We start from the raw sequence: 15498 nt of genomic DNA, 5'->3' as shown, positions 1-15498 counted from the left end.
ATGCAGTCACAAAATAAAAAAGAAAAATCGATCTCTATCGCGATTGTAGGTACAGGTTTCGGCGGTTTATGTGCTGCAATACAACTTAAGAAGAATGGATTCCATAATTTCGTAATTTATGAAAAATCAAATTCAGTAGGAGGAACTTGGAGAGAAAATACTTATCCGGGGGCTGCATGTGATGTTCCTTCTCACCTTTATTCTTTTTCTTTTGAGCCAAATTCTAACTGGCCTAGAAAATATTCCGCTCAGCCTGAGATACTTTCTTACTTAAAACATTGCGCAGAAAAATACGGAATACTTCCACATATTCGTTTTGGGACCGAGATCAAATCTGCAGATTGGGATGATTCGTCTAGAGTTTGGAAGATCAAAACTTCTCAAAATGAAACATTAGAACATGATGTTTTTATTTCTGCCGTAGGGCAATTGAATCGCCCTGCTCTACCTTCAATTAAAGGTTTAGAAAGTTTTAAAGGCAGGATATTTCATTCTGCAAACTGGGATCCTTCTTATAATTTCTCAGGGAAGAAGGTAGCAGCCATCGGAACTGGTGCGAGCGCTATTCAATTCATTCCACAAATCGTAAACCAGGGAGCAGATGTAACTGTTTTTCAAAGAACTGCACCTTGGGTGGTTCCTAAACCAGATCGTAAATATTTTGGTTTCGAAAAGTTCTTATTCAAATATTTTCCTGGATATAGATTATTACTTAGATTCCAAATTTATATTTGGAACGAGATCCGAATGATCGCATTCCAAAAGAATAATCATGCAAACAAGATCGTAAAATGGATGAGTCTTTCCCATATGAAAAAGTTTGTAAAAGATCCAGAACTACGTAAAATTCTGACTCCTGATTATCCTGCAGGATGCAAGCGTATTCTTCTTTCTAATGATTATTATGAAGCATTAGCAAAACCGAATACAAAAGTTCTTTCTGAATCCATCAAAGAGGCGACTCCAGAAGGAATAGTAACTAAAGTTGGTCTCCAAAAATTTGATGCGATCGTTTTTGGAACTGGATTTAAAGCTACTGAATTCCTTTCTCCTATGAAAGTGAAAGGAACCAAAAACCAAGATCTGAATGAAGTTTGGAAGAATGGTGCAGAGGCTTATCTAGGCTTGGCTGTTGCAGGCTTCCCGAATTTTTATATTTTATACGGCCCGAATACCAATCTAGCTCATAACTCTATCGTGTATATGATCGAATCTCAAGTACGCTATCTAATTTCTGCTTTGAATGAAATGAATAAAAAAGGGATCCAAGCATTGATCCCCAAAGTTAGAAGCATGCAAAACTACAATACATCATTAAACAAAAAATTTGATAAATTCGTATGGGACACTGGATGTACAAACTGGTATATCAATGCTTCCGGTAAGAACACAAACAATTGGCCCGGTCATACTTACGAATATTCTTATAAGACTAGAAAGATTGATCTATCCGAATACGAAATTCTATCTGCTTAAAGGTAATGTCATTCCAGTGTAAGCACACTCTATCACGGACAAGATAAATTTTTTCATGTCCTCTTTGTTCTTTTGGGGTTTTATCCTACCTTCCAAAAAGAGCATTGCGATCCCATGGATCATAGACCAAGAGGCTACAGTTTTTTCGCGAGTTTGCCCTGGCTTAATTGCTCCCAGTCTTTGACCCATGCGTATAATTTCATGTAACTGTCTGTATGTTCTTCTAGAAACTGCAGACAATGTGGGATGTAAATTTATATCAATACCACCGAACATAATCCTTGCGAATTGTTGGTTGTTAAGAATAAACTGAATATAGGTCCAACCAAGAGCGCGAAAACGGCCCAGAAAATCGTTTTCCGTTTTTTCGAGTTCCTTTTGATACTCTGAAAAATATTTCTGAAATCCTCTTTCTGAGATCGCAGCAAGCAATGCGTTTTTATTTTCGAAGTGATGATAAGATGCAGCATGACTCACACCTGCAAGAGAAGCAACTTTTCGCAAAGAGATCTCCTCTAGAGGAGTAGTCTTTAATAATTCGGTTCCCGCGGATATAAGATCTTCCCTAACGGTGATCTTATCTTTTTTAAACGGCCTTCCTGGACCCTGTTGTTGGCGGCGTTTCTTATTTACGGGCATACTAACGATTCTTAATATTTCCAATTCTTTGCAAGAACATATTTACCAGTGGTAATTTATCTCTTGAATCTTAGATCATTTATATTACCATTGGTAAATAATCGCTTCAATACGTAAATTAGCGGAGAAATTGTACCATGGAAAAAGCATTTCAACCCATAAATATAGGAAAGTTTACCCTTCCAAATCGGTTTGTGATGGGATCTATGCACCTTGGACTCGAAGGCAAAACCGAAACTGCAGAAAGAATGGCCGCATTTTATGGAAAACGTTTTGAAGGTGGTGTAGGCCTTATAGTTACCGGTGGAATAAGTGTAAACGAAGAAGGAAGAGGATCTAAACACTTCTTCAATATACAAAATGAAGAACATGCATCCGAACTAAAGAAGATGAATGATCTTCTGAATGGAAGCGGAACTATGTGCGCTCAACTTTTCCATGCAGGACGATATGCATTCGATAGAAACTGCGTAGGCCCTTCTGCGCTCCGCGCTCCAATTAATAGATATGTTCCTAGAGCTCTCACAGAAGAAGAATGTTGGAAAACCGCAGAAGATTTCGGGATCGCAGCAAAGCTCGCGAAAGAAACAGGATTTGGAGCAGTAGAAATTATGGGGAGTGAAGGATATCTCATTAACCAATTCTTCTCTCCTGTAACAAATCATAGAGATGATCATTTTGGAGGAGATCACAAAAGACGAATGAATATGGCTGTCGAAGTTCTTCGAGCAGTTGTAAAAAATCTTCCAGAAGGTTTTCCGATTATTTTTAGAATGTCGGGTATCGATCTTATTCCTGGAAATCCGACTTTCGAAGAAGTATGTGATCTAGCTCAAACATTAAAACAAGAAGGTGTATCTGCTTTGAATATAGGGATCGGATGGCATGAATCAAGGATCCCAACCATAAGCCAATTAGTTCCGAGAGGAGCTTGGGCAAATATTGCAGGACGTATCAAAGAAAAAACTCCTGGCATTCCTATCATTGCTTCCAACAGAGTAAACGATCCGAACACAGTACAAAGAATTTTTGATACGAATCAAGCAGATATAATTTCTATGGCGAGACCATTTCTCGCTGATGCGTTTATCGTAAAAAAAATCCAAACAGGTATGTCAAATCGTATCAACACATGTATTGCATGTAACCAATCTTGCTTAGATCATGCTTTCATAGATAAGTCAGTTTCCTGTCTAGTGAATCCTCAAGCTGTAAATGAATTGGAATACAAAATTGATTCGACTGTGAAACCTCAAAAAGTTGTGGTGATCGGATCTGGACCAGGAGGTTTGGAAGCAGCAAGAGCAAGCGCTTCTCTAGGTCACGAAGTTATATTACTCGAAAAGGCAGATCAGCTAGGTGGACAGTTCCAACTTGCTTCTAATATTCCGGGCAAATCTGAATTCAAAGAGACAATCCGTTATTTTAAAAACGAACTTCCAGCACTTGGAGTTGATATTCGTTTAAATACAAATTGTGATCTAAACTTACTTGAAGAATTGGATCCAGATGCGATTATATTTGCAACTGGTGTTAAACCAAGAGAATTTACACTGCCTGGTATTCATAATCTTCCTGCCGGAAATTATACAGATTATCTGACTGGTAAATTCAAAGCAGGAAAAAAAGTGGCAGTGATCGGCGGAGGAGGAATCGGCGTTGATGTGGCTCATAAACTCACCGAAGAAAACGATCCAAATCTAGAATCTTATTCAAAAAAATATAATATCGATTCATATACGAATACTGTTATCCAGCCTCATAAATCGGAAAGAGATGTTGCGATTTTTAGAAGAAGTGGAAAACATGGTGCCGGCTTGGGACCTACTACTTTTTGGGCTCTCAAACAAGAATTAGAAGCATCCGGAGTAGAATTCTTCCAAGGACTCAACTATAAGGAAATCACTAAAGAAGGTCTCAAGATAACATTGAAAAATGGAGAAGAAGTTCTTTATCAGTGCGATTCATTGGTTCTTTGTGTGGGACAGGAAAAAGAAAGTTCTCTTTATGAAACCTACAAATCTTTATACCCACAAAAGCAGATATTCATTATCGGTGGAGCAAAGGACTCGAAAGGAATTGATGCAGAGAGAGCATTCTTAGAAGGATTGAACGCCGCTTATAGTATCGGAAAAGAAAACAAAATTACCGCGAACGCATAAATAAATAAGGGAATATATGATAGCTAATAATTATTTTACAGACGACCAAGATCTAAAACTAATTTTCGAACATTTGATTGATTGGGCTTCGATCGTAAAATCAACCGAGGGCGAAGAGTTTTTCGAACACGAACTTTATAAGAAAACGAATAACCCAAGATACGAAATGGCACCTTCTAGCGTCGAAGAGGCTGTAGAATTATACAGATCAAGCCTTGAATCCTTGGGTGAATTTTTCGGAAAAGATGTTTCTCAACTTTCAAGCATCATGGATAAGAAACATCTACGCTACGAAAATGGAAAAGTGATCTTTCCAGACGAAACCACATCAGTCTACGAAAAATTCCGTGATACAGGACTCATGCCATTCTCCATTTCAAGAGAAGCAGGAGGACTCGGACTACCAGGAACCATTAGCGCATTTTACGGAATGGTTATGGCAAGAGCAGATGTTTCTTTTTGTATGACTGTAGCTCTACTAAATCTAGCTCAGATTGTTTCTAGATATGGAACAGAAGAACAAATAGAAAATTTTGCAGCGAAAGCAGCAACTGGCGAAACTCTTTTTGCAATGTCACTTACCGAACCAGATTTCGGATCCGATTTAAATAACGTTAGAACGACTGCAGTAAAAATGGAAGACGGGTATTACCGCCTAAACGGAACAAAACGTTTTATATCCCAAGGTTGTGGACTCGGCCCTTATCCATCTAGCCTATTAACTCTTGCGCGAACTGGAAACGGAGGAGCTAGAGGCTTATCAGTATTCCTTGTAAAAAGTGAAGATGTTACTGTTGCAGGAATCGAAACAAAAATGGGGATTCACGCATCTCCTACTTGCGAGATCGTTTATGAAAACAGTCATGGTGAACTTTTAGGACAAGAAGGACTAGGTCTTACCAGATACACCACTGGAATGACAAACTTTATGAGGCTCGGAAGTGCTGCTTGTGGTCCAGGAAGTGCAGCCGGAGCATATTACGAATCTCAAAAGTATGCAGAAGAAAGACAACAGTTCGGAAAAGCTATAGCAGAAATTCCTGCAGTTGCAGAAATGCTTCATAAAATTCAAAGAGAAGTTAACGCAATGAGACTTCTCACATTTGAAACGGCTCGTGTTGTGGATATGTATCAGCACCACCAGATCCGTTTGGAAAAAGCAAATAAAGAAGATAGAGAGATCCGCAAAGACGAAAGAGTCAAAAAATGGGGAAATCTTGCTACAGTACTTACACCTATCTCTAAATACTATTGTTCAGAAGAAGGACATAAATGTGCAGGCCTCGCTATCCAAATCCATGGTGGAGCCGGTTACACTGAAGATTACGATGTAGCTAGAATATTTCGCGACTCCCGAATCAATACGATCTACGAGGGAACAAGCCAGATCCATGTTCGAATTGCAGTCGGCGCGATTGTAGCGGGAATGAGTGGGGAAGGAAATTTCAAAAAATATCTGGAATCGATCAAAGCAGAAGTGGAATCACCTTCTAAATATCTAAATGAACAATCCCAAATATTCGAAGAGGCAATTGCTAAATTCAAATCAATCGAAGACGATCAAGCTAAAGAAAGGGTCGCAGAAAATCTGATGATCATTACTTCGAGATATCTATGCAGTATGTTGTATGAAAAAGCTGTAGCTAAGCTGAAACAAAACGACCAATTCGATCGTTGGGCAAAAGATTGTAGAGCATATCTAATCGATAGTACAGCAATTTCGAAAGCATGTATTTATAGAATAGAGAATGCCGTATAGAACCTTAAGATCACTTTAGGAATTTAGGAATAAAGGAAGTCTTTTCAGGATAAAACTGAGAAGCGAGTAAGAATATAAAAATACTTACTGCAATTCCTATAGATGCAAGAAGTACATCCTTACCTACTTTGCGGAATGTCTCCAAATAAGGAGCGTCCCTGTAGGTAAGGAAATTTAGCACAATCTCTCTTCCTGCAAGCATGCCCAAAAAAACCCAAGTGGTAGACATAGGCATATTACTGATCTTCTGGAAGAATATTAGAATACTAGCATATACTAAGTCTACGATAGTGGCAGCTTTGGACCACTGGATATCGGACTTCTCAGTAACTATCTCTTGGATAGTTCCGCCATTCGTATACAATATGATACCAAGAGCACCTATTAGAATAGAAACAGCGCCAGTCAGCTCCATCCAATTCAATTGTCTAGGAAGATATACAACTATATTCGCAGCATCTTGAGCAAGCCAAGCAGCCCATAAAAACAATGTGGAGAACCACTGTAAGATCGCCCATTTTCTTTCCGTTCTTGGATCAGGCATATGATCGTTATAATATTCTTTCGGATCAACTTTTACTAAAATTCCCCAGACTACCAATGCAGTGATAAATGCGATCATATATCCTAAAAAGGATTTAGTCAGCATCTTCTCTATATTCTGCCCGCCGAATAAACCTAGGATCAAAAACGTAGTAGAGATCGGAGATTTCATCCGAGTGATGATGACAAGAATGATAGGTGCAATCAATTGTAGAAAATTATATTCTGCAGGAGGAGTAAAATTATCCAACCTGTGAAAATGAACTTCTCCGCTTGCAGACCACCAAGCATATCCAAACACCAAAGCAAGAAGTCCGCCTAATGCAGCAAGTTTTGGAAACCAGTGCACTGATTTTTTACTTTCTATAAATGTCCCAACAGTTTGGACAGCGTCATTACCTGCTACAGAAAATGCGGAGATGCAAAATGCGAACCAGCCAAGAATATAAGAAGAAATCCCTAAATAATACCCAACACTCATGATCAAAAAGGACAGAAATACTAGAGTATAAAAGCGGATCTGGTCCTTAAAAGAGGGATGTTGGAAATCGATTTGATTCATGAGGCACCCAAACTGGGTTTTTGCTTATTTAGAATGAATTTAGTATAGAAAAAAAGGAGAAGCCCAAACGGTCAAGGTGTATCGGCCCATATTTAGGCGTGAGAATAGGGCTAAAAACAAAAACGGGCCTCAAAAGAGACCCGCCTTACGAGAAAACTTAAGTTCCTAAGTTCTACTCTAGGTAATGTTTGCTGTATCTTGCTTCGATGTCTTTGATATCGAAGATGATGAAGAAGTCGGTAGTCTTGAAAACTGCGTCCAATGCTGGAATTCCGCAGATTGTTGATCCGGCTCTAATATACCCTTTTATTAATGCAGGGATTCTTTTAGAAACTTCTTTGATATCTTCAGGAGAATAGTTCTGATCGAAACCTGGCATCTCGAATCCAGGAAGAGGTTTTACGTCGAAAGCTTCTCCAGCAAGAGCTTGTTTATCTTTCAAAAAAGCATAAACTTCGTTTGCAGATTGAGCATCAGTGCTGTGAACGGAACCACAACCGAATAGGTATCCGATATTGTTCTTCTTCATGTATTGAGCGAGTCCGCCCCAAAGAAGAGAGATTACAGATCCGTCTCTGTATTCAGGATGAACGCAGCTGCGTCCGATCTCTGCAGGTTCTCTTTCTAATTCGTAAATTTTAGTAATATCGAATTCGTTGTCTGAGTAAAATCCTAGATTTGCCTTTGCGACACTTCTGCGTAGGATGCGATAAGTTCCGACGATCATATCATCTCTGTTCTTATCTACTACGATAAGGTGGTCGCAAAATAAATCGTATTCGTCTCTATCTTTACGTGTAGCTGCGGATTGTGGTAAACCTTCTCCCAGCTCTAGATTGAATACATCATAACGAAGAGCTAAAGTTCTTTCGATCTCGAGTTGGTTCTCTGCGATCCTTACTTCAAGCTTACGTTCTAATTTTTGCTTTTTTTGGACTGTTCCTGATCCCATTGTCGTCCTTCTTTTCCTTGTTAGGATGCTTCTATGTATCATCCTAAATGGTTACAGTCGGATTACGCTGGAAAGAAATTCCGATGACTGACCTGGCCGATTATCCTGCCATTCTGCGGAGAGAAGTCAGTTTTTTGACATAATCGAGCAGGAATCCCTTCCCTTTTACGTCAATTTGAGTGAATTGGAGCCCGAAAAGGCCCTGTGCTTCCTTGGAAGCGCTCAAGTGTTTGATCTTACCTAATGCTTTAAATGGTTTATATCCGGGTAGAGAAACCACAATTTCGACGCTGGAATGAATATCGCAGCCATCAAATCTATGAGGAACACGAACCGCAATCCCTCCCTCACTAACGTCCTGGGCGACAAGAATATCTAAAAAACCGTTCCCCATCAATTGGAGTTGAACTGGTTGTTTAGGGAAAGGGACTACCCTTACCTGTTTTCTTTTCTCCATCCGAGGACCCTCCGGAATAGAATAATGGCCAAACCTATATTATAAATGGATAAGACGGGAGAAAAAAACGGTTTTCTTACGAAAAATAATCACGTAACACTCGTTCAAAATAGTGCTAAGTATTTAGTCCTAATTCTGCCTCTGCACCTTCGATCAGAGAGAGTTTGTAAGTAGAGAGTATCTTAGAAACCTTCTTCTCAAACTTACGATTGAACACGAAGAAGTTCAAAGATTTTTCCAAAAAGAAAATCATCTCTATTGGTTTCCATTCGATCACTCCTCGTTTTGCATCTACAATCTTTCCATGTTGTAAAAGAGTGGAGATGGCTCGGATAGAATGTTTCGGAAATGTTGTTCTCAAAGCCAGATAAAGAGCCTTAGAGTCGGCTTCTAAAAAATGGAACTTACGGGAGAAGAGTACAGCGTCATGAAAATATTCGGGACGGATCACAGCTCCATTCAATCTAAGAGAGATGATTAGAAATCCGATTAGGTCAGCCATCTCAGTAAAAATTCCAAGACCAGGAACATCTTGGCCTGGATATAAACGAGTCGAATCTCTTTCCACCTGTTTCGGATGACGTGTCTGAAGCCAATTCACAACCAGATATTTTTCTTTGAAGAAGTAATCGTTGAGACGGATCCTATATTCTTGGATGCTCAAACGTAGATGTACTAAAATTTCGTTCTGAAAAGTGAGGATGAGTTTTTGGTAGGTATCATCACTTCCGGAAAGATCCAGCTCAAAGGAGTCGTATCCTCTTTTTTTAAGTTCAGCCAGAACTCCAGTGATCTCGAAAAGTTCCCAAACACTTTCTTTGGTCAAAGAGTGAAATAGAACTCCAGATTGTGCGACATGAGAGTCCACCGCCGCACATAAAAAGTCGTCGTATACAAAATCAAAAAAACGCGGATTATTGTATGCAACCTTACCCATCTACTCTTTCGCTTTCTTACAGTCTGGCAGGTTTCTTCCTTTTTTCAAGGAAATAAATCCGGTCACCAAACTATCTGAGAAATATCAAAGTTTAGATCTGAAGTTTGAGTACGCTTTCAAAACCTGGTCTGCAGCTTCTGTCTGAGGATAATGTCCAATGCCGGAGAGTTCGTACACTTTCGCGTCCGGTCTCATCTCTTTCAAGCGATCAACCACATGTTTGCCGCTGACTGGATCATCCAGACCATCTGCCAATGCATAAGGAATTGGACAGTCGAGTATTGATCCCACCCATCTATCTCTGAAAATTTTTCTTTCTCTCATGTATCTTATCAACTTGTGATAGATCAACTTCCCCCCTCCGTTGCTCACACATTCCCAAAAACCGTCCAACTCCTCTTGCGGAGGTTTTGTATTCGGTCCGAAAACTTCTGAAAAACTTTTTTGAAAAGAGGTCTTGTTCACTAAACGAGAGAATAAAAATCCCAAGGGACCGTTTAATAATTTCTGCACTGCTCTAGGTCTATGGGTCTCCGGAAAAATCCCACCATTTAGGAAGAATACAGACTCCAAGTCGGGTCCACCAATTCTCTGTCCGGATAATTTCTCTCTAAATCTTGCGACTAATTCTTGCGCGACCGTATCTCCCAGATCATGAGCAAGAATATGCACCTTTTTAATCCCTTGTTCTTGTAGGAAGAACTCGGCCTGGTCCGCGTATTCAAAAATCGAATAATGTCCATCTTTAGGTTTATCAGAAAAACCGAAGCCCAGATAATCTAAGGTCAGAACTTTGTACTGATGCGTAAGAGTTTCCCATACTTCCTTCCAATCCCAAGAAGAAGTGGGAAATCCATGTAAAAGAAGAAGTGCTTCTCCTTCTCCACCTATCCGATAGAATAGTTTTCTTTTTTTCCATTCAAAGAAAGCTCCCGATGCCTTCCAGGCCAAAGGGTGGGTTCTCCAAAGCGGTTCCGACATAGACTCCTCCAGAAGGAGCAATATTGTACTCCCTGCTTTCGGAATGGAAAGTGTAAAATCAATAACGTGGAGGAAATTTCAGTCCATTGCATCCAAAAGGTTGGATAGAAAAACTTTTCTTTCTTTGCCTTCCGGAAATCTACCAAGTCCAGCACCCATATTATCTTTAAGATGAGAAATTTTAGAAGTAGCTGGAATCGCACAAGTGACTGCTGGATGAGAAAGAATATATTTTAAGAAGCCCTGCGCGAATGAATTACAATCCCATTCCTTAAAATATTCAGGCAATGTTTTACCTTTTGTATTTCTGAAAAGTCCACCTTCTTCGAAAGGGCGATTGATCAGGACTGCGATCCCATGTTCCTGGGCAAATGGCAAAATTCTATTCTCTGCTTCACGCGTTTGGATAGAATAAGGTATCTGCAAGAAATCCGGTTTTTCTTTTTCGGAAATACGTTCCATCTCGGAGAATGCAGATGTAGTAAAATGAGTTAGGCCTATATAGCGGATTTTCCCTTTTTCTTTCAGACCTCTTAATGTTTTGAGATGAGTTTGAGTATCTAGTAAATTATGAATTTGGAATAGATCAATCTTCTCCGCTTTCATTTTTTTGAAAGAAGCCTCGATCTGCGATTTTCCGGCCGCTTCTCCTCTGATCCAAACTTTTGTGGCTAAGAAAAATTTCTTTTTCTCTATATCTGAAAAATCCTTGGATAAGATCCCGAAAATTTCCTCAGAACGACCATACATGGGAGAAGAATCTATAACTCCTCCACCAGTATGTAGGAACTCCGACAAAACTTCTTTTAAAGGAGCCAAAGAAGAAGGATCAGGATCCACATCTAAAGTTTGCCAAGTACCTAAACCGATTGCAGGAATTTCTTCTCCAGTTTTTGGGATCTTACGTTTTAACATCTTAGAGGCTCCGGACGTTTGGGGGAATAACGGAGAAATCATTTTCTCCGAAAGACCTAAACCTGCGGCGGATAGCGCCAAAAGTTTCAGGAACTTTTTTCTGGAATAAGTGATTTCCATAAAGTTCTCCCCAAGCGGCAGAATTTTAAGAGTAGTTTGGCCGAAGACTCAACTAAAATTAATGAGCTTCGTCCCAGTTTTGTCCGAATTTCCCTTCTACCTTGATTGGAATATCCAAAGGAAGAGCATTCTCCATCAGTCTTTTACAAACTTTTAGGAACTCATCCTTTTCAGATTTATACACTTCGAATACCAATTCGTCATGCACTTGGAGTAGAAGTTTGGATTTCCATTTTCTTTTTTCGATCTCGTCTTGGATCTGGATCATTGCGATCTTGATCATGTCGGCGCAGGTTCCTTGGATAGGGGTATTGATCGCTACCCTTTTGGCTCCTTCTTTTGCCTGACGATGAGTGGAGTTAATATCTGGAACAGGTCGCCTTCTTCCTTTCATGGTTTCTACATAACCTTTCTCTTCACAGAAGGCGATCGTATCATCCATATACTTTTGGACACCTGGATACTGAGTTAGATATCTTTCTATAAAACTTTTTGCCTCATCTCTCGAAATTCGGAGATTACGGCTGAGACCATAAGGAGTAACCCCGTATATTACGGAAAAGTTAACTACCTTTGCTTTATCCCTCATTTCCGGGCTAACCAGCTCTTCTGAAACTCCATAGATTGCTGCGGCAGTTCTTTTGTGGATATCGATCCCTTTTTTATATGCATCCACCATGGCAGGATCTTTAGAAATATGTGCCATGATCCTGAGTTCTATCTGAGAATAGTCCAAACTTAAGATCTCAAAATCCTTATGACCGGAGATAAAACCTTTTCGGATCAATCTTCCTTCTTTTTCTCGGATCGGAATGTTTTGCAGGTTCGGATCTGTAGAAGAAAGTCTTCCAGTCGCAGCAATCGTCATATTATAGCTGGTGTGAATTCTTTCATCTTTAGGGGAAGCCATACTGGGAAGAGTATCCACATAAGTAGAGATCAACTTTGTATATTTTCTATAATCCAAAAGTTTTTCGATGATAGGATGTTCTCCCAACAATTCTTCCAAAACTTCATGGTCTGTGGAATAACCTGTTTGGGTCTTTTTAACAACTCTCAGTTGTAATTCATCAAATAGAATTTTTTGCAGTTCTTTGGTAGAAGCGATATTGAATTCTTTTCCAGCAGCTCTGTAGATCCCTTTTTCCAGATCTTTTACTTCTCTTTGGAAATCTTTGGAAAGTTCTGCAAAATATTTTGAATCTACTGCAATCCCTGCTTTCTCCATTTGGGTCAAAACAGGAATTAAAGGTAAATCGATATCCTTAAATACACTTTCCAGTCCAGACTGTTTCAGAGATTTACGAAGAACATTATATAATCTTAAAGTAATATCCGCATCTTCTGCAGCGTATTCGGAGACCTTGTCCAGGTCCACTTCCCAAAGATTTTTTTTATTCTTACCAGTTCCGACAAGTTCAGCATAAGTGATCGTTTTATAATTCAGAAGATCTTCTGCAAGATCGTCCATATTAAATCTGCGGCTTTCAGGTGCCAAAATATAGGCCACGATCATCGTATCAAAAACGATATTTGTAACTTCGAATCCGTGGTTTTGTAGAACGATCAGATCATACTTAATGTTCTGACCCACTTTAGGAATATTCGGATCTGCTAATATAGGTCCCAATATTTCACGGACTTGGTCCAAAGGAAGAAGTTGTTCCTTATTGGCAAATAAACCCTCTTGGGTATGAGAGACAGGAATATAAAAACCTGTCCCTTCTTGGTTACATAAGGAAATACCCAGAAGTTCAGCATCAAAAGCGTATTGGGATGTGGTTTCCGTGTCCACAGACAAGATGGGAGATTTTTTCCAAGCTCTTGCGAGTTTGGTTAATTCTTCTACACTTTCTACTCGTTTATAAATTCCTTTCTTGCCAGCTGGACCTTTTGTGGAATCCGCACCTGCTTCTTCCGGATCATCTTTAGGAGGTTCTTTTCCTACAGACTTAGCTAAGTCGCGTGATAGAACATTATATCCTTGGTTCTTTAGATATTTGATCCCTTCGTCGGAAGCATAATCAGGAAGTTTAAGATCATCATCCTTAATACCAAGATCCAAATCTCTTTTGATCGTGGCCAATTGCCTGGACATGAACGCATTATCTTTATGCTCTATAAGTTTATTCTTTAGGCCTGGATTTTTGATCTTCTCTATATTTTTATAGATCCCTTCCAGGTTTTTATATTCTTGGATCAGTTTAGAAGCGCCCTTCTCCCCAATTCCTTTTACTCCAGGAATATTATCAGAAGTATCACCAACGATCCCCATATAGTCAGGGATTTGTTTTACATCTACACCAACTTCTTCTTTTACCCAGGCGGAGTCAATTTCCACAAATTCAGTGACCCCCTTTTTACCTCTGAGCATTTTAATATTCTTTTTTTCTAATAATTGATATAAGTCTTTATCTCCAGAGAAGATCAGGATCTCTTTTGCAGAAGATTTATAATTTTCCGCAAGAGTTCCAATGATATCGTCCGCCTCATGTTTTTCTATCTTCAGGATCCTGAAACCTAGAACCTTTAAGGTTTCCATAATCTCGTTCAATTGAGGGCGAAGATCTTCCGGCATAGGTTTACGATTTGCTTTATATTCTGCAAATGTTGCCCCTCTTTCCAAGGGTCCACCAGGATCGAATGTCATTGCTACGTGACTAGGAGAATAATCTTCGAACAGTTTGAATAACATCCTAAAAAATCCAAAGACCGCACCACTTGGCTGCCCTGTTTTAGAATTTTTCAGATTGGAAGCTGCAAATGCATAATACGCCCTGAATGCGAATGCGTGGCCGTCTACTATGAGTAATTTTTTCATGCTGCTTCCCCAGATTTTCCTTTCGAGCCGGAATAGATCTCTTCGCCCAACAAACTATAATATGCCAGTTCAGTTTTCTTGATGGTATTTTTAACAGAGAACCTTTTTACGGATTCTTTATTAAATGCTCCCATAGATTTTCGAACTTTAGGATCTTCTAATAAAGTTTTATAAGAAGAAGCAAGAGAAACTGCATCTCCCACCTGAGAAACGAATGCACCCTTACCTTCTGTAAGCATTTCCGCAATGCCCCCACCATTTGTGGCTACGATCGGCAAGCCGGATGCCATCGCGTCTAAAACGGAAGTTCCGAGTCCTTCTTCTTTTGAGGTTAATGTGAAAATATCGAATAAGGAAAGAAGTTCAGAGATATCTGTTCTAAATCCTGTGAAGATCACTTTATCCAAAAGTTTTTTTTCGGAAGCAATACGTTCTAGTTCTTTTCTGAGTTCACCCTCGCCAACAATTAGGACCTTGTATTTTTTGTCCGTTTCAATATTGGATAAAGCGTTGAGTAAAGTTTTTTGGTCCTTATGATCGACTAACGCAGCAATATTTCCTATGATCAGTTCATCTTTAGAAAGATTGAATTCTTTTCTTAGATAAGATATATCACTCGCTTTTTTGGAAGCACCTAGATCAATCCCGCTATATACGGTTACAACTTTTGCAGGATCAATCCCATCCATGATCAGAATTTCACGGATCCGATTTGAAACACTTAAGTAAAGGTCCACTCTATCAGAAACATACTTACGTTTGCTAAACCAATTCTTTCTAAGTCTGAAATCCACTCTTCTAGACACTACAAGTTTTACTTGAGGATGTTTTGCTTTCGCCATCCAAGCAATAGAATGTGCTTTTGCAGTATGTGCATGAATGAGTTTGATCCCTTTAGAAACGATAAGTTCTTGGAGTGCTTTTACGGAACCAAAGTCCCATTCTCCTTTTAAAGGAAGAGTAACTGTTGGAAGTCCAACCTCATTAGCACGGGTCTCTAATGCAGAGCCTGGTTTACAAAGAATGAGCTGAGGGATTTTGTGTTTTTTTAAACCTTCTGCGAGAAGAAAAAGTTGCCTTTCCCCTCCTCTCCAGCCGGTTTCCGTGTCGATATGAAGAATCACCCGATCAAATTGGGGTTCTGGCTTGAATTCTGCAAGAGTTCCGCCATTTC

General features: G+C 39.5%; 12 protein-coding genes. 3 read left to right on the top strand and 9 right to left on the bottom strand.

The genetic code is table 11. The annotated features are described in order from the left end of the window. Window positions 1–1476, top strand: coding sequence for a flavin-containing monooxygenase (locus tag CH362_RS03870; protein WP_100709001.1), 1476 nt, complete (start codon window positions 1–3; stop codon window positions 1474–1476). Here CH362_RS03870 and CH362_RS03865 read toward each other — a convergent pair. Next, on the bottom strand, window positions 1465–2115 hold the full coding sequence (locus CH362_RS03865; protein ID WP_100709000.1) for a TetR/AcrR family transcriptional regulator: 651 nt from the start codon (window positions 2113–2115) through the stop codon (window positions 1465–1467). The genes CH362_RS03870 and CH362_RS03865 overlap by 12 nt on opposite strands. 137 nt (window positions 2116–2252) lie before the next feature. Between CH362_RS03865 and CH362_RS03860 the strand changes: the two genes are divergently transcribed. Both CH362_RS03860 and CH362_RS03855 read left to right on the top strand, forming a co-directional pair. Further along, window positions 2253–4277: an oxidoreductase gene (locus tag CH362_RS03860; protein WP_100708999.1), complete on the top strand. Its 2025-nt coding sequence runs from the start codon at window positions 2253–2255 to the stop codon at window positions 4275–4277. Between the two features lie 16 nt (window positions 4278–4293). Then, entirely contained in the window at window positions 4294–6036 is a 1743-nt protein-coding gene (locus tag CH362_RS03855) for an acyl-CoA dehydrogenase family protein (protein WP_100708998.1), read from the top strand. A gap of 10 nt (window positions 6037–6046) precedes the next feature. Here CH362_RS03855 and CH362_RS03850 read toward each other — a convergent pair whose 3' ends face one another. The 8 genes from CH362_RS03850 to CH362_RS03815 form a co-directional block, all read right to left on the bottom strand. After that, on the bottom strand, window positions 6047–7141 hold the full coding sequence (locus CH362_RS03850; RefSeq protein ID WP_100708997.1) for a hypothetical protein: 1095 nt from the start codon (window positions 7139–7141) through the stop codon (window positions 6047–6049). A 172-nt stretch (window positions 7142–7313) separates the two neighbouring features. Further along, the gene (locus CH362_RS03845) at window positions 7314–8093 is read right to left on the bottom strand and encodes a GNAT family N-acetyltransferase (protein WP_100708996.1); all 780 of its coding nucleotides are present in this window, start codon (window positions 8091–8093) and stop codon (window positions 7314–7316) included. Between the two features lie 100 nt (window positions 8094–8193). Further along, window positions 8194–8550, bottom strand: a complete 357-nt coding sequence (locus tag CH362_RS03840; protein ID WP_100708995.1) for a PilZ domain-containing protein — start codon at window positions 8548–8550, stop codon at window positions 8194–8196. A 115-nt stretch (window positions 8551–8665) separates the two neighbouring features. Next, the gene (locus tag CH362_RS03835; protein ID WP_100708994.1) at window positions 8666–9487 is read right to left on the bottom strand and encodes a histone deacetylase; all 822 of its coding nucleotides are present in this window, start codon (window positions 9485–9487) and stop codon (window positions 8666–8668) included. An 84-nt stretch (window positions 9488–9571) separates the two neighbouring features. After that, window positions 9572–10468, bottom strand: coding sequence for an alpha/beta fold hydrolase (locus CH362_RS03830; protein ID WP_100708993.1), 897 nt, complete (start codon window positions 10466–10468; stop codon window positions 9572–9574). A 78-nt stretch (window positions 10469–10546) separates the two neighbouring features. Further along, on the bottom strand, window positions 10547–11503 hold the full coding sequence (locus tag CH362_RS03825) for an aldo/keto reductase (RefSeq protein WP_100708992.1): 957 nt from the start codon (window positions 11501–11503) through the stop codon (window positions 10547–10549). Window positions 11504–11561: 58 nt separating this feature from the next. Further along, window positions 11562–14324 (bottom strand): DNA polymerase I, encoded by a 2763-nt coding sequence (gene polA, locus CH362_RS03820; protein ID WP_100708991.1) that lies wholly within the window; start codon window positions 14322–14324, stop codon window positions 11562–11564. Then, window positions 14321–15448: a glycosyltransferase gene (locus CH362_RS03815; protein WP_100709269.1), complete on the bottom strand. Its 1128-nt coding sequence runs from the start codon at window positions 15446–15448 to the stop codon at window positions 14321–14323. Before CH362_RS03815 ends, polA begins: the two co-directional genes overlap by 4 nt. Window positions 15449–15498 lie beyond the last annotated feature (50 nt).

The organism is Leptospira saintgironsiae (assembly GCF_002811765.1).
In the GTDB taxonomy this organism is placed as follows: domain Bacteria; phylum Spirochaetota; class Leptospiria; order Leptospirales; family Leptospiraceae; genus Leptospira_B; species Leptospira_B saintgironsiae.
This window is presented reverse-complemented; position numbering and strand designations above follow the sequence as displayed.